Annotated in this window: 13 protein-coding genes; 6 read left to right on the forward strand and 7 right to left on the reverse strand. The window is 62.3% G+C overall.

All coding sequences use genetic code 11. The features are described from left to right. Positions 1 to 107: 107 nt before the first annotated feature. Entirely contained in the window at positions 108 to 1,547 is a 1,440-nt protein-coding gene (locus N675_RS01585; RefSeq protein ID WP_081886759.1) for a CUAEP/CCAEP-tail radical SAM (seleno)protein, read from the reverse strand. 161 nt (positions 1,548 to 1,708) lie between these two features. Between N675_RS01585 and N675_RS14520 the strand changes: the two genes are divergently transcribed. From N675_RS14520 to N675_RS01595, 3 genes are all read left to right on the forward strand, one after another. Further along, positions 1,709 to 1,984 (forward strand): hypothetical protein, encoded by a 276-nt coding sequence (locus N675_RS14520; protein WP_156100772.1) that lies wholly within the window; start codon positions 1,709 to 1,711, stop codon positions 1,982 to 1,984. 213 nt (positions 1,985 to 2,197) lie between these two features. Beyond that, positions 2,198 to 3,712, forward strand: coding sequence for a hypothetical protein (locus N675_RS01590; RefSeq protein ID WP_038037547.1), 1,515 nt, complete (start codon positions 2,198 to 2,200; stop codon positions 3,710 to 3,712). Positions 3,713 to 3,716: 4 nt separating this feature from the next. After that, positions 3,717 to 4,163, forward strand: a complete 447-nt coding sequence (locus tag N675_RS01595; RefSeq protein WP_231577892.1) for a hypothetical protein — start codon at positions 3,717 to 3,719, stop codon at positions 4,161 to 4,163. Here the strand turns inward: N675_RS01595 and N675_RS01600 are convergent. Next, positions 4,133 to 5,491 (reverse strand): HD domain-containing protein, encoded by a 1,359-nt coding sequence (locus tag N675_RS01600; RefSeq protein WP_081886760.1) that lies wholly within the window; start codon positions 5,489 to 5,491, stop codon positions 4,133 to 4,135. The two genes, N675_RS01595 and N675_RS01600, sit on opposite strands and share 31 nt — an antisense overlap. Before the next feature lie 164 nt (positions 5,492 to 5,655). Here N675_RS01600 and N675_RS01605 point away from each other — a divergent pair, with 164 nt between their 5' ends. Then, the gene (locus N675_RS01605) at positions 5,656 to 6,576 is read left to right on the forward strand and encodes a proline dehydrogenase family protein (RefSeq protein ID WP_038037548.1); all 921 of its coding nucleotides are present in this window, start codon (positions 5,656 to 5,658) and stop codon (positions 6,574 to 6,576) included. Here N675_RS01605 and N675_RS01610 read toward each other — a convergent pair. Then, the gene (locus tag N675_RS01610; protein WP_038037549.1) at positions 6,573 to 6,845 is read right to left on the reverse strand and encodes a hypothetical protein; all 273 of its coding nucleotides are present in this window, start codon (positions 6,843 to 6,845) and stop codon (positions 6,573 to 6,575) included. The genes N675_RS01605 and N675_RS01610 overlap by 4 nt on opposite strands. A gap of 120 nt (positions 6,846 to 6,965) precedes the next feature. Here N675_RS01610 and N675_RS01615 point away from each other — a divergent pair, with 120 nt between their 5' ends. Next, positions 6,966 to 8,204: a pyridoxal phosphate-dependent aminotransferase gene (locus N675_RS01615; RefSeq protein WP_051913813.1), complete on the forward strand. Its 1,239-nt coding sequence runs from the start codon at positions 6,966 to 6,968 to the stop codon at positions 8,202 to 8,204. Here N675_RS01615 and N675_RS01620 read toward each other — a convergent pair. Genes N675_RS01620 through N675_RS01630 form a run of 3 tightly spaced genes read right to left on the reverse strand, consistent with a single transcriptional unit; the run spans position 8,201 to position 11,353 of the window. Next, positions 8,201 to 9,367: a DUF4388 domain-containing protein gene (locus tag N675_RS01620; RefSeq protein WP_051913814.1), complete on the reverse strand. Its 1,167-nt coding sequence runs from the start codon at positions 9,365 to 9,367 to the stop codon at positions 8,201 to 8,203. The two genes, N675_RS01615 and N675_RS01620, sit on opposite strands and share 4 nt — an antisense overlap. After that, complete coding sequence (locus N675_RS01625) at positions 9,364 to 10,455, reverse strand: SGNH/GDSL hydrolase family protein (protein ID WP_038037550.1); 1,092 nt, start codon at positions 10,453 to 10,455, stop codon at positions 9,364 to 9,366. The genes N675_RS01620 and N675_RS01625 overlap by 4 nt, the downstream gene beginning before the upstream one ends. Beyond that, positions 10,445 to 11,353, reverse strand: a complete 909-nt coding sequence (locus N675_RS01630) for an NUDIX domain-containing protein (RefSeq protein WP_038037552.1) — start codon at positions 11,351 to 11,353, stop codon at positions 10,445 to 10,447. Before N675_RS01630 ends, N675_RS01625 begins: the two co-directional genes overlap by 11 nt. A gap of 149 nt (positions 11,354 to 11,502) precedes the next feature. Between N675_RS01630 and N675_RS01635 the strand changes: the two genes are divergently transcribed. Further along, positions 11,503 to 14,271, forward strand: a complete 2,769-nt coding sequence (locus tag N675_RS01635; RefSeq protein WP_051913816.1) for a bifunctional YncE family protein/alkaline phosphatase family protein — start codon at positions 11,503 to 11,505, stop codon at positions 14,269 to 14,271. 80 nt (positions 14,272 to 14,351) lie between these two features. Here the strand turns inward: N675_RS01635 and N675_RS01640 are convergent, their stop codons facing one another. Further along, on the reverse strand, positions 14,352 to 15,539 hold the full coding sequence (locus tag N675_RS01640) for a right-handed parallel beta-helix repeat-containing protein (protein ID WP_038037553.1): 1,188 nt from the start codon (positions 15,537 to 15,539) through the stop codon (positions 14,352 to 14,354). Positions 15,540 to 15,830 lie beyond the last annotated feature (291 nt).

Below are 15,830 nucleotides of genomic sequence, written 5' to 3' on the forward strand. Positions count from 1 at the left end.
GCGTATCGAGAGGATATGCGCTGGCCTAATGAGTCCGCAGGGTGCGGAGAAGGGTGTGCAGTGCGTCAGCTGTCGACCGGGCCAGACTGGCCCGCAAGTGGCTCCGCTCAGCAGAACCACGATTCAGTCAGTCGCGGTGGTGACGGCCGGTGGCTGCGTCGTGGCGGCTCACGCCGTGGCTCAAGGCCTGCCGCTTGATCGGCCAATGCCCGCACCGTTGCGAACGTGACATAGGGATCCCAGTCCTCACGGGTCGCTCGCTCAGCCACGGCCGCTACTTGCTGTTGAAGGATGTCCATGCGTGGGTCGGGATGCTGCCAGGTGTAGGTGAAGTGAGCCGGATCGAGCGGTCCGACCCACTCGACGGCATCCTCGCGCTCCAGGAGGGCTGAGCCAGGAGGCACGAGCAGGCGGATTGACAGATGCACTGGGTCGATGTGCTCAATCAGCCCGTGCGTCTCGATAAAGTCCAGCAGGTCACGGTAGTCCTCGAGCGTCGTCCACGGGGTAAAGGGAAGCAGCGAGGGTCGCATGGCAATGCCGGCATCGTCAAGGATCGCCAGGGCCGCCTCGATGTCGGCTCGCGTATGCCCTTTGTCAAGTTTGGCAAGCACATGGTCGCTTGGGATTTCGACTGCCGAGACAACGAAGATGCAGCCCAGCGCAGCAAACTCGCGGAAGAGTGTACGGTGGCGCAGGATGTGCTCGATGCGAGTCGTGAAGTCGAACGTGACGTCGGGGAAAGTAGCGTGCAGTTCACGACAGATTCGCAGGCTATGCGTTGGCCCGTTGAGGAAATCAGGGTCACCGAACGTGATGTGGCGAACGCCTTGCTCCACCTGTCGGCGGATATCGGCTAGCACGACCTGGCGTGGGACAGCAAAGAAACGCCCGCGGTAGAGCGGGACAATTGGGCAGTGGAGGCAGGTGTGGTGGCAGCCACGCGTGGCTTCAGTATAGCCTGCCGGTACAGCCCGCCCATTCCAAACCAGATGCGCATAGTGACGCGGCGACGGTAACTGCTCGCGAGCTGGCACGGCAAAGTCAGTGCGGACAAGCGCGGGGCCAGCACGGTGCTGGCGGTCGCTGACGCCCGGCACTGGGCCATGCTCGCCACGTTCGAGTGCCTGTACCAGCGCCAGCAGCGGCTCCTCATATTCTCCGCCGATGACGTAGTCAGCCCACTGGCTCAGCAGGTATTCAGCGTTGAGCCAGGCGTAGAGGCCGTAGAAGCAGATGCGGGCCGTGGGGTTCCAGGCGCGCACCTGAGCCGCCACGTCCACTCCCAGCCGCAGCGCAGTGTGCATCGGCACAGCAATCGCGACGAGGTGGGCAGGCTCAACGTCAGCGGGCGTCAGCGGCGTGACAGCTGTATCGACCGCGCGCGGGCAGTAACCGGCCCGCTGCAGCACAGCCAGCGGCGAAGCCAGGCTGAACGGCTGGTGGCCGAGTTCGTAGCAGGAGACGAGTAGCACGGCGCCCGCCTCTCGCCAGCTGGCAGGCGACGGCAGCGTTGCCGATGGTGCACAATCAACATTACCCGGCATGTGCACCTCCCGCTGGCAAGGATACCCCCGCCGCTTCCTTCGCGGCAGCGTCTCCGTAACCAGGAGGCCCAGGACTACCTGGGCCAGTGCCTATGCCACACTGTAGTGATGCCGCACTTGACGCATACAGAGCGGGATATTACACTGCGAGGCGTGGGCAGGTGACTGACGTGGAGTCACGGTGTGGCACTGCGAAGTTCGTTCGCACTGTCTCAAGCTTTCGTGACACCCCTCGTGACACGTCTGCCCCTGGCTTGCGCTCAACTACTCTCCCCACACTGCGCGCCATGACGAAGCCGATCGTCTCGGTCCGCCAGCTCACCTTTCGCTACCGTGAACAGAAGTACAACGCTCTCAACGATGTCTCCTTTGACATCTTCCATTGCCATCGGCGGGTTCATGCTGTCCGGTCGCGAGCAGTTCGTCGAAGAGGCTGAGTAAAGCCCGACTACTGCCTCGGCAGTGCGACGAAGCCGTGAAGTAGGAGGGAATGCACTGGGCCCTGTTCTGGTGCGGGAATAGACGGCACTGCCTGCAGCCTGGCCAGGCTGCGGGGATCGACGCTGCAGCACGGTCAGCTTAAGCATGGGTGGAGACAGCACGATACGAAGAGCGGCTGGTACACTCTGCGCCGGGGAGGAAAGACCCACGTGCGCACGATGACGGTCACCGCCCAACGAGGCACGCATCACCGCTGGTACACGCCGCATTGGGCTGCGGTCCTGGCCGCTGTCGTAGCCGGCTGCGTCTGGCTCGTCGTGCTGCCCCGTATGCTCGTGCGCCTCAATCCGCTCACAGGCGACGAGCCGTTCTACGTCATGACCGCACTGAGCCTGATCCGTGAGCACACGCTTGATGAAACCCGGGTGTACACTATCGATCGCCTGTTTCTCTCCTTCTATCCGCCGAACCCCCTGCCGGCTGACTGGCAGGGTTGGTCGAGCTTCCCCAACCCGCTGCCACCACACGCTGCGCATTCCCGCCTGCCGGGATTGCACACAAAGCACGGGCTGGGACTCTCACTGCTCATCGCGCTGCCGTGGGCGCTCGGCGGGCGGCTGTTGACGGAGCTGACGTTGCTGGCGATTGCTGTGTTAGTAACAGCGAACATGGCGCTCTTGGCCAGTGAGGCAGGAGCACCACCCTGGCTGGCTGCACTACTGGCAGTCGCGCTGGCCGTCGTGATGCCAATCGGCCCCTACGCCTTTCTGATCTTCCCTGAATTACCAGCTGCACTCGCCCTGCTCTACGCTGTGCGCCGCTTGACTGCGCCCGCCAATGCTCGCTGGCAATGGCTGCTGGCTGGGTTGGGCATTGGCTTCTTGCCATGGTTGCACCAACGCTTCGTCTTCAGCGCGGCAGTACTCGGACTGGTCGCGCTCGGCCGACTGGTTCAGGCCTGGCGGCAAGCTGCCGATTGGCACAGGCCGCTCTGGGCTGTTGTACCGGCTGCGCTTGGTGGACTGGGGATCGTGGCCTATAACCTGTGGCTCTACGGCACACCCTGGGAGAACCCAGCTGATCACGCTGGGTTCTCTGGCCTTGTTGGCACGCTCAATGGAGCGGCTGGGCTGTTACTCGATGCCCAGTGGGGACTCTGGATCGCAGCACCTGTGACGATACTGGCGCTGACAGCCTTGCCCTGGTGGCTGGCTGCTGACCACTCGCGTGCCCAACTTGCGCTGGCAGCCCTAGCCCCCTATCTCATCCTTGTCGCCGCTTATCGCGTCTGGTGGGGCGAATGGGGTCCGCCGGCCCGCTACCTCGTACCGGTTGTGCCCTTTGCAGCTGGCTCACTCGGGGCATGGTTGAGCCGAGCACACGGCTGGTCGGCGCGGCTTGGCTGGCTCATTGGTGGACTCCTTTGGGTTTGGGGGGCAGCACTCACCGTTGTTGGCTACCTTGATCCGCAGCGTTTCTACCACCATCCCGACGGCGTCAATAAGCTGGTCAAGGCATTGACGACGTCGTTTGGCCACGACCTCAGCGGCTGGCTTGTGGCTTACCAGTTTTATCATCCCTCACCCGTTCCCCTCCGGCTTGCAGCTGCCGCTCTCGCTGCGAGCGCTGTGCTCCTCGCGCTCGCGTTAGTTGGCCCGCCACCAACACGCCAGCCATCGCCGCAGCCCCTGGTGAGTAGGTACAATGAGCCTTCGGGAGGGTGATGGCATGACTGCGCGACGCGACGGTACCCGACCACAGGACTTGTTCGACCGTGGGCATCCATTCCAGCCCAAGGCAAAGTCTTCGGCTCCTCGCCAGCCTGGCTCGTGGCTGGTCACGATCCGCTCGGTGCCCTTCCATCACGACGAGATCAAGCAGGCGATCGAGTCGACCGGCGATGCGCGCGTCTACTTCAGCGAGACGTTGGCATACCTCAAGGGGCAGGCTGTCTCGCTCTTTCGGATCGAGGCAACCGGACTGCAGTGGGTTGATACGCTCTGGCGTTGGTGGCAGACGCTCCAGCGGCGTAGCACGATTCCGTTTGACATCGCCGTCTACATCAACAACACGGAGTTGCTCGCTCGCTTCAGCGAGACGACACCAGAGCAAATCAAAACCTTGATTCGCGAACGTGCACCGCGCTACCAACCGTTTGCCGCACTCGAGTCGTAGCTGGCACGCTGAAGTGGCAGCGCAGCGAACATCGGTCGGATGAGTGGCAAGAGCAGCTCTTGCCAGCGTGTTGCTACGATCTGGCGCAGCCGCTCTGTCGTGACGATTCGCACAAGGCGGCGGTGCTGCTCGTAGCGCAGCAAGTCTTCGTCTCCGAGTCCCACGACCTCGGTCCATGGCATGAGCCGGCGAAAGCCGAGCGGTGGGCGTTCAAAGAGCACCCACACGTCCGTACTCCAACGCTCGGGCTTCGGGAGGTCGATCAAAATCTCCCAATCGGCGACTGGCTCCCCTGTAAGCGCTGCAAGCCGCTCCGCAAGCACGATCTCCAGCGCGCGTCGGGCCGCTGGCGCGTAGAACAGCCGGCTTAGCTCGTTATACAGGTCGGTTGCCCGGGCGCTGACCTCAATCGCGCGCTTATGCAGCTGGCGACGGCGCAGCCGGTCGATCAGGGCTCGGGTGCTTGCTGGCATCGCGGGATCGCTTAGCCGCTCGAGCAAGGAGAAGTCATCGTGGCGTGGCAGCTCCTCGGCGGTGATCGCTCCAGCCAGCAGCGCGTCTTGCACCGCCCGCTGCAGCATGACCATGCAGGCCCGGTTGGTATGATGCCAGTAGACGTTGTCGAACATCTCCTGCCGGGCTGTCATCAGCGAGTGGAGCGGGCTCACGCCCTTGTCAGCGACGACGATTCGCCACCGTCCTTCGACCTGAGCAATACGCAGGGAGTCGAGCAATCGGGCAACATCGACGCCACCGTAGGGGACATTGCAGTGGCGTGCGTCGCGCGGCAAATAGTCGAGCTTGTCGACGTCGAGCGGCCCGCTGAGCAACTGCCGCGTCAGCTGGTCAGCGAGCGACAATGGCTCCCGCGGGGCGATGAGGTTGGCGACGCGTTCCGGCGAGACACCCCAAACACGCTCGAGCACCTCAGCCAACTCGCCACTCATCACCAGCTGCCGGCCCACTTCCTCATGCGGCAGTACCGGCGGCCCCAACTCCTCAATCGCGTGGCTAAACGGGTAATGGCCAACGTCGTGGAGCAGTGCTGCAGCGAGCGCCGTCTGTGCCGCTTCGTCGTCAATGAGTTGCTGCTGGTCATGTCGACGCAGCGCCGCCAGCGCCTGGCGCATCAGGTGCAGCACACCAATCGCGTGCTCGTAGCGGGTGTGCTTAGCCCCCGGCCAGACTTTGCTCACAAACCCCAGCTGCTGCACCCGGTCGAGTCGCTGGAATGCTGCCGTGCTCAGGATTGCGACCTCCGCCGCAGTCAGCGGGATGCGGTCGTAGAGACTATCGCGAATCGTCGTTATCCAGCTGTCGCTGGCCATCCTACCTCCTTCGTAGGAATGAGTCTACCACCGAGAACCCATGTTCGTTTCTGCAGCTTGGCAGGCGTGGCATGGTACACTGCTGCCAGCAAAACCGGCCTGAGCAGCGTGCATCTGGGCCGGCGTGGGCAGTGAAGCGCAGACGAAGGCGAGGAGACAGCGGCATGCCTCTGCTGCGGACGGCGATGCTCTGGATGGCCCGGCAGCGACAGCTTGAAGCGCTCGTGCGGGCTGCGCCGCCAGCGCGGCCACTCGTGCAACGCTTCATCGCTGGTGAGACACTCGACGAAGCGCTGGCCGCTGTGCGCCAGCTCAATGCCCGCGGCATGACAGCCACCCTTGATGTGCTCGGGGAGAACGTTGCCGACGCCCGCGAAGCGCAGGCTGCCGCCGAGACCTACTGTCATGTGCTCGATCAGATTGCTGCCAGTGGCGTCGAGAGCACAATTTCCGTCAAGCTAACGATGCTTGGGCTCGACATCGACCCAGCGCTGGCCCAGCGTAACCTCGAGGCGATTGTTGACCACGCGCGCCGACTCGGCAACCGCGTCGCCGTCGATATGGAAGGTTCCCCCTACACGCAGCGCACGCTTGACCTCTTCTACGCTCTCCACCCCCGCTACGGCGACCATATTGAAATGGTATTGCAGGCTTACCTTTACCGCACCGAGCGTGATGTTGAAGACGCCATCGCCCACCGTGCCCGCGTTCGCCTCGTCAAAGGCGCCTATGACGAGCCGCCGACAATTGCCTACCCTTCCAAGCGCGCGGTTGACGCAGCCTATCGCCGCCAGCTCGAGCGCTTGCTTGAACACGGCCACTTCGTCTCCATCGCCACACATGATGAGGCGATCATCCGGGCAGCGCGCGGTTTCATCCGGCGCATGGGCATTGGGCCCTACAAGTATGAGTTCCAGATGCTCTACGGCGTACGCCGCGACCTGCAAGAGCAGCTAGTACGCCTCGGTGAGCCACTGCGCATCTACGTCCCGTTTGGCCGCCAGTGGTACCCCTACTTCATGCGACGTATGGCTGAGCGCCCAGTGAATCTGCTCTTCGTCTTGCGGGCGATTGCTCGTGGCTAGGCCTCGGGTGGTGCCTTCGGCACCATGTAGATTCGTACCCCATGGCGGATGAGATAGTTGAGCATCCGCACGCGTGTCTCAAAGCCAATCCGCCCGATTGGAGCCACGATTGGCACGCCGTGCAGCGCTCCCTTGGCTACGATCCACTCGCGGAACTGCCGATCGCTCATCTGGGCAACTGTAACGTTCTCGGTGCCATGCCCATCGTCGCGCGGTACGACCACGTAAATGCGGTGTAAGTCTTCGAGCGTAATCTCCGGCTGCGTCATCGCCTTCTCCTCCCTCACCTTACCGAGGCGAGTATACCCAGCTGTGGGCGGACAACTGGTGGAGCGGAGTGGTAGGATGAGACGCCGAGGCTCGTGGTGGAGTGGGAGGAGTATCAGACGATGGATGAACGGGGCAGGATGACGCCGTCGCGCCGGGCGCAGCAAGTACCGGGGTCGCCGATCCGAGCACTGGGTGCATTGGCCGAGCGCGCCAAAGCCCGCGGCGTGCAGGTGATTCACCTTAATATTGGCCAACCCGACTTTGCTCCGCCGCCCAGCATCCCCGCTGCCCTGGCCGAGAGCGCCACCAAGCCCCTCGTCTATGCTCCGTCGCGAGGTCTGCCAGAATTGCTTGAAGCCTGGAGCGCCTATTTTGCGAGCTGCGGCATCACGGTCGCTCCGGATGAGGTCATCGCTACTGCTGGTGCCAGCGAGGCGATCTGGCTGGCAGCGCTGGCCACACTCGATCCTGGCGACGAGGTCCTCGTCCCCGAGCCATTCTACGCTCCTTACCACGGCATGCTGGCACTGGCTGGAGCGCGGATCGTCCCTGTGCCGCCACAGGGCTGGCTTGATCCGCCGACGATTGATGCCTTCACCGCCCGGCTCACGCCACGTACGCGAGCAATCCTGCTCTGTAACCCAGCTAATCCCTCGGGCGTGATCTACTCGGCTGCATTACTCGCGCAACTTGTCGACCTCGCTCGGGACGCTGGCCTCTTCCTGCTCGTCGATGAGACCTACCGCGACCTTGTGCTCGATGGCGGTCGCGCGACCAGTGCGCTTGAATTCCCCGCAGCCGCCGAGCATGTGATCGTCCTCGACAGCGTCTCCAAGCGCTTCAATGCTTGCGGCCTGCGGCTTGGTTGCCTGGTGACGCGCAATGCCGTGGTACGGGCGTCCTTGGCCACACTTGCCGAGTTACGGCTCGCGCTGCCAATCGCCGAGCAGCGGGCCGTCGTAGCCGCGCTACGGGCACCGCAGCCCTACGTCCAGCAGATTGCCATGGCGTATCGTACCCGCCGCGATGCCTTGGCCACGGCGCTCGAGGCTATTCCCGGCGTGCGCGTCCATCGGCCCGCTGGCGCATTCTACGTTGTGGCCCGCCTTCCAGTTGACGATGCCACGGCCTTCGCCGCCTGGTTGCTCGACGCCTTCACAGACGAGGGTGAGACGGTCATGGTCACACCAATGGCCGGCTTCTACGCGACACCGGGACGCGGCCATGACGAGGTGCGATTGGCGCTTGTGCACGAACCTCCGGTGCTTGAGCGGGCCGCACAGATACTCGGGCGCGCCTTGGCCGTCTACCCTGGTCGTCTCACTGAAGCAGCCGAGTTCGCTGTTCGCCGGGTTTAGCTCCGGGGTGGGCGTCGCGTTGGTGGCGTTGGGCGTTCGCCAAGCAGATCACGGACCAGCAGTCCCTCAATCTCGTAGAACTCGTACATCCGCAGCAATTGCCGTGTCTCCGGATCAGCGTGGCGGTAGAGCCCTTCCATCAGTCCCTGCGCCACCACTGGCTCAAACATGTTGGCAAACTTGTTGTTTTGAATGGCGATGAAGAGCTTATAGCGGTCGATGAGCTCGGTCGAAGAAATGCGTGTCTCGCGATCGGTCTTAATGATCCGCCCAGAAGCCATCCGAACCCGCAGGCCATGCTGCTGAGCAAACCGGTTGAGCTGATGCTCGAACTCGAGTGCAACCCGGGCGTGATCAAAGAGAATGAGCTTGAGGTAGATCGACTCCACAGCTAACGTGAACAGCTCGATGATCTTCTCTCGATCAGGAGGCATCGCTTCAACGTAGCCGCGGCGTGTCAGCTGGTAGAGGGCACGAGCGGCATCGAACTGGGTAATGCCAGCATCACGGGCAATCGCTGCCACATCCCGGTGCCCGTCGACCAAGCTGAAAACACGCATCAGCTCAGCCGGGGGCGGGTCGGCCGGAGCATCGGCCCGGCGGCGGAAGAGCATATGGACGGAGGGTACAACCGGGCTGATCTCGATCCATTCATCGACGCGCCGTGTGCCTTCAATGATGAGCCGCATACTGTCAACGCTGACGGGCACACCGCCCTCGTAGACGCTCTGGCCGGCTTTGAAGGTAAACACGCAGTTGCGCCAGAGGAAGAGGGTGTAGATCGCGATCTCCAAGAGTTGTTCTTGACAGCTTTTGATGTCCGACGCTGTGATCTTGCCGCTCGTGAGCAACTGCTGAACGAGCGCTGCTTCGCCCTGGACACCTTGTTCACGAAGGCGGGCGAGGTCGTCTGGCGTGATTTTACCAGCACGGATGAGCAAATCGGGGATACTCGGCAAGCGCGAACCAGCGGCGACATAGGTAATAGTGCCATGCTCGAATGTGATGGTTCGGGTATTCCATCCCTGGATCAGGGTCAGGGTACCAGTCTTCTCAGTCAGACTAAGCATCTGCAGTAGGTCAGAGAAAGTGAAGGCGCCTAGTCGCCCCTGCAGGTCGAACTCGTCTGTCAGCGGCTGAGGAAAGCCGAGATGTCCGGTCATGGCCCAGCTCCTGGCGGCGTCGATGCCGGAGACGCCGTCGCAGCGGGTGAAGGCGTCGGCGTGGTTGATAGGCCGAGTGTAACGGTCACGCTGGTCTCGCGGGCGTGACCGGCCGTATCAACGGCACGCACTGTCAGCGTCGCGCTTGGCTGACCGATCGGGTAGGGCCAGAGCCCAGCCCAGGTCTGCCCGTCTGGGAGCTGGATGAGCGGCGTAGTCGTTTGCCCGTCCACGATCTCCACCTCGCTGACGCCGCTTGGGTCACTCGCCTGCACGCGAACGGTCACATAGCGCCGTGGTACCATCCCCGGACGTGGACGTTCGATCACGAGTGTCGGCGGCTCTCGGTCAATTCCCACTGCCTCCCAGACTAGCCGCGCTATAGCGGCATAGCCATCGTTGGTCGGGTGCACGTCCACAGGATACCACGTCCATTCGCGAATGTGACCACGAAATGCGCTGGCAAGATCAGCGACGTGGGCACCCTGATGTTGCGCAGCCTGCTGGATCACCGCATTGAACTGAGCTACCCACCAGGCGTCCGTGCCTTGCGCACTCGGATCACCTTCGCTCAGATCGTAGACTGTTGTTACGACGAGCGGCACATGCATTCCGACCACTTCGCGGACAGCTGCCAGCGCCGCTGGATAGTCCTGCTGGAAGCGGGTTAGCCCTGCTTGTCGATCGTTTTGCCCTTTGTCAGCAAGCGCGAGCAGGTCGTTGCCACCCAGGCTCACCATGACGAGGGCAATCTCGCTCTGCTGGCCTTGTAGACTCGACACCTCCTGGCGCAGGCGCTCCATCTGCTGTCCGGAGAGAAACGAGTGAGTGGATTCGCCCGGCACGGCCAGGTTGATCAGCCGCGCTGGCCGACCTGTGTAACGGCCCAGCAGGGTGCACACTTGAGGCGCAAATCCTCGTTCGCTTGGCAGCGTGCTGCCGAGCCCAGCGGCGATCGAGTCGCCGAGCGCAAGGCAGACCGGCTGCGGCGCTGCTGCGACGCGACTGGCTACCGCTGTAAGCGTCAGCAGAAGCAGCGCGGCCAGGATTGCCCGCCTGCCTGTGCGGGCCGCGTGCTCAGCACGCATGGGCCGGCAACAGGCCCAGCCGCACCAGTGCATCGTGCAGCAACTGGCGTGCTGACTCGTGTGTCAACGCCTCAACGGCCTCCGCTGGTGGTAAGGCGAGCGTGTCCCGGCCAAGGTGGGTGGAGAAGTCAGGACCAGGTACCGCGCTGGCCAGGAAGTAGACCACGCGCCGCTGCTCGCCACCGAGCGTGAAGTGGAGCACGCCACCCCAGCCCAGCAGCTGCGCCTGCACTCCAAGTTCTTCGCGTGCCTCACGCAACGCTGTGCGGTAGGCTGCTTCACCCGGCTCGACATGCCCTTTCGGCAAGACGATCGTGCCATCATGAGCACGGCGCAGCAACACCTGCCGCTCTGGCTCAAGCAGCGCAATGACGCCTGCCTGTGGCACCGTCTCTGGGTCACCGCCCACGAGCGCCGAGAGTTCCAACTCGCCCCGCAGCTTCGCATACGTGATCGGGATCAGCTCTGGGATAACCATCGTGTTGGCCAAAATCGGCATGAAATTCGCGTCGCCCTGCCAGCGCGGTACTACATGCACGTGCAGATGGTCGCTGATGCCTGCTCCGGCAACGGCTCCCACGTTCAGGCCGATGTTAAAGCCGTCGCAGCCGAGCGCCCGGCGCTGGGCAGTTGTGAGCCAAGGAATCAGGCTGAACAACTCTGCGATCGTCGGCTCGTCAAGCTCGGCCAAATCGGCGGCATGTTGAAACGGGACAGCCATGACATGCCCCGTATTGTAGGGGAAGAGGTTCATAATGAGGAACGCGTGCTTGCCACGGTAGAGGATCAGCTCTTCAACGTCGCGCCCAGCTGCCGGCTTGGTGCAGAAAATGCAGGCCGGTTGCCGCGCGCCACCTTCGACATATTGCAAACGCCAGGGCGCCCAAAGCCGCTCCATGTTGTTCGCTCCTGCTCCTCGCCAGCTCGCTGCACTGGCTTACCCTTCGCCCTGCGATTGTACCTGCCGACTGCAGTCGCTGTTTACATGACATTTACCTTTCCTCGGCCCGGCCCCGCTAGCCTGAGAAGTGGCGAAAGGAGGCTCCGATGCGTCGTCGTTGGATTGGGCTGATTGTTGCTGTCTTGCTCCTTCAAGTAACAGCGCTCGGCGGTGCACGCTTGCTCGCCGATAACGACGATGCCGCTGCTCTTGATCCCATGACGGCCCTTGGGCTGCGGCCGCTTATCACTCCGACCGGTCAGGTCATTTCACCGGCCGGCGAGCTCGTGCACTGGGGCAACCCAGCGCTCGAGAACCACGCGCTCGACATTGCACTCTCACCGAACGGCACTTACGCTGCTGTGCTTGGTCGCTTTGATCTCGCACTCATCGACACCCGCACTGGTCGGCTGACCTCAACGTTCGCACTTGACAGCAAAACGCAGGGGATCGGCACGTATCAGGGCATCGTCTGGAGCCGAAGCGGCGACCGCTTCTATGTGCCCACACAAATCGGCGCTGATGTGCCGGCCAAGGACGGGGATAATGGCCTCATTCTTGAAGTCACGGTGGACAGTGGCAAGATCAGCGGGGTCAAGCCGATTGCAACCTTTCCACCGAAGGATGGACACCTTCCCATTCCCAATGGCCTGGCGCTCAGCGATGATGGCACGACGTTGTTTGTTGCCCTGAGCGGACAAGACCTCGTCGGCATGGTCGACCTCGCCAGCGGCCGGGTCATGACTGCGTCGGCACCTCATTATCCGTACAGTATCGCCGTAGCGAACGGGAAGCTCTACGTTACGCAGTGGGGCGGCCGCTTGCCTGCTGACGGGGATCCAACCGCACCCGGTGGCTGGAATGACTACACCTTCACGCTCCAGCAACCACTCGTCGTCGATCCCAAGAGCGAAGCGGTCAACTCTGGTACAGTGACAGTCTTTACCATCACTGCAGGCCAAGGGCTTCAGCCTGCCGGCGTCATCACCGTCGGTCTGCATCCCGAGGCAATTACGCGTTCGCCTGACGGTGCATTCGTCTACGTTGCCGATGCAAATAGTGACACCATCAGTGTGATCGATACCCGAACCGACAAGGTCAGTGAGACGATCCCTGCAAGCCTCCAAGGCGTCCCCTACGGCGCTTCGCCCAACGGCCTCGCGGTTTCACCAGATGGCAAGCGCTTGTTCATTGCTGACGGCATGCTCAACGCTGTTGCCGTAGTCGCACTCGGGAAGAATGCCAGCAGCACCGGCAGTGACCCGACGAGCCTCGTGCTTGGGTATATCCCAACTGCGCAGTATCCGGCTGGCCTTGCCATTGATCAGAAAGGCCAGCGGCTCTTCGTCGCCGACCTCGAAGGGCTTGGCCCGTATGCCACGACTGATGACCCTAACGACAAGGCATTCCAGAGCAGTCTGCCTTCGATTCTGACCGGTAAGCCGTTCTCAGCGGCTGGTGCCTATAACGCCCACCGGCAGCTCGCTTACGTCTCACTCATCACCCTACCGGATACAAAGACGCTCCAACAGTACACCGAGGTCGTCCTCGCCAACACCCACTACACCCGCGCTCTCGAGGCCCAAAAAGCACTCTCCTTGCCGCCCCGGCCGAATGTTGCTCCCAAGCCGATTCCGGAACGGCTCGGGGAGCCATCAGTCTTCAAGCATGTCATCCTGATCGTCAAAGAGAACCGCACGTACGACCAGGTGCTCGGCGACATGCCTGAGGGCAACGGCGATCCCTACCTCTGTGTCTTCGGCGAATCGATCACACCGAACGAGCACGCTCTTGCTCGCGAGTTCGCCCTCTTCGACAACTACTACCTCCCCGCCAAAAGCTCAGCGGAGGGGCACCCGTGGGCAGCCACAGCGTATAACACCGACTGGATCGAGAAGAATGTCCGCGCCTGGTTCCGCGGCTATCCTCACACAATCCTCGATGCCATGGTGCCACCCAGCACGGGCTTCATCTGGGACGATGTCCTGAACCACGGCAAGACATTCCGCAGCTACGGCTTCTCAACACTCCCCGTGCTCGATAACCCGAACTTGACCTGGACAGACCTCTGGCAACTGCGACAGCGTGGTCAGATGCCACCTGGTCTCCGTGTCCGTGGCACCATCGCTAACCTGGTTGCGAACAGTCACCCGCAGTATCCCGGTGAAGATTACCGCTTCTCTGACCAGTTCCGCGCTGACCTCTTCCTTGCCGATCTTCAACGCTTCGAGCAAACCGGCCAGATGCCCGACTTCATCCTCATGGCCTTGCCCACTGACCATACTGCTGGTACCAAACCTGGCTTCCCGACACCACAGGCGATGGTTGCCGACAATGACCTTGCCCTTGGCCGAATCATCGAAGGTATCTCTCAGAGTCGCTTCTGGATGGACACTGCCATCTTTGTGATCGAAGATGACGCGCAGGATGGCTGGGATCACGTTTCACCCTTCCGGGCACCTGTCTTCGTGATCAGTGCCTATTCCCGTCTTGGTCATCCCATCCACACGTTCTATACAGAGCTTGACTTGCTGCGCACGATCGAGCAGATTCTTGGCATTCCCCCGCTGAACCTGCTGGATATGGGCGGCCGATTGATGACCGATGCCTTCACCACCACCCCCGATCCACGTCCCTTTGTCCATCGGCCGAACCAGATCGCCCTCGACACAATGAATCCGACACCGCAGAATGCTACAGGACCAGCGCTCCACTGGGCACAGCTCGGCGAGCAAATGTCGGCAGCCGTTGATGATCCAGCGAACGATGACCTGCTCAACCACATGATCTGGGCAAGCACCAAGGGCTACGACACGCCCTACCCGGCAGTCGCTCACGTCGTGTTGCCAGCACGCACGCGTGATGCCGACGATTAGGTACAGAATATTCCAGCGCGACGCTGCCCCGCGCCCCCGCCCGGTCGCCGGTGACCGGGCGGGGCGTTTCTTTGCGCATCCTACGCGAGTTCAAGCATGTTGCCGTGGCTTGTCCCATCTTCACAGACAGAACGCCGGTTGCCAATAAACTCGTTGTCCTGCACGACCGTGGCCGTGGTGTGTAGCAGGTAAATGCCGCACTCGCGGTTCTGACGAAACACGTTCTCGCGCACCACGTGCCGAGTCGAGACGCTCCGGTCGGGGAAATCATGGTTAGCGGGATTCAGCGTCAATGCCACCCCGTACCGTCCGTTGCGGGCGATCAGATTAGCACGGATCAACCCGCCCTGACCGTGTTCCCAGTGAATGCCATCAGTGCGGTTGTCAGTGATGACGTTACCCTCAACCGTCGTCTCAATCGAGAACCCAAGCCAGAAGCCATAGTTACTGCGACAGGCTCGGTTGCTGCGAAACACGTTGCCGCGTGAGAATGTCGCCTCAAAGGCGTTATGATCGGCGTCTGAGCCATCATTGCCGACAACACGGTTGTCATTGTTGGGTGGGCTGAACTGGTTGCCGAGGAAGAAGCCATCGCCGCTGAAGCGCAGGTCATTGCCAAGGATCTGGTTGCGGTGGGAGCCGCCAGTTAGCAGGATGCCTGCCGCATCGCAGCCAGCGCCGCCGCAGCGGTTCACCCATAGCGCCCGGTTACGAGCAACGACGTTGTCACAGGATGCCCAGAGGCGGATGCCCCAGGCCGTATTGTTCGAACAATCACAGTCCTCGACCCGGTTGCCGTGGCTCGCCATGAGATTGATCCCGACATCCTGCTCCCGTGCCACCACTCGGCGCACAACGCTCGCCGTTACCCGGTGCAAAAGCAGACCCCCGCCCGGCGTCGTCTCAAGCGGTGCGAGGATATCGAGCCACTGGCCATCGTCACCGCCGGCGTTGCCCGAGAGATCGCAGTCTTCAATGAGGAGTTCCTGGCAGTCTTCGGCGACGATCGCGTAGCGGAATCCCCGCACAGTCAGGTTGCGCAACCACACGCGTGCGCGCCCCCGGATAACAATGCCCACACCGGTGCAATGGAGCCCATCGAGTATAGCACCCGCCCCGTCAAGCACAATCTCATCACCGGCAATGACCAGCACCCCTTCGCCCGTCTGATCACTGAGGCGGTGCAGGCCCGGTGGCAATCGCACGCTCTGCCGCACGACGATCGGCATGGTTTCTGTCAGGTCGAGCGTCGGCAGTGGTATGCCCATCCTCAAAGCTCCTCAGCCATGACAACGTGTATCGCAGGGAAGTGTAGTCCAGCCAATCGGTTGGAGGCACCGTTACCCTGGGGAAGATTCGTGGAAGATTTCGGGAAGATTTCTGCACTACGGTGTGCTGCGGTGACCGATAAAGCCGAACGATACGGCGATCGGTGGAGTAATGGGCAAGCCGCAGCTGCACCATGTGGCAACGCGCGGCCCGCCGCCCAGTTGGTGGTGGAGCGGTGGGCCGACAGGATGAGCAGTGCGGGGGCCGTCATCTTGCCGGCCCACTTGCTG

The sequence above is a fragment of the Thermorudis peleae genome, assembly GCF_000744775.1.
GTDB lineage: Bacteria > Chloroflexota > Chloroflexia > Thermomicrobiales > Thermomicrobiaceae > Thermorudis > Thermorudis peleae.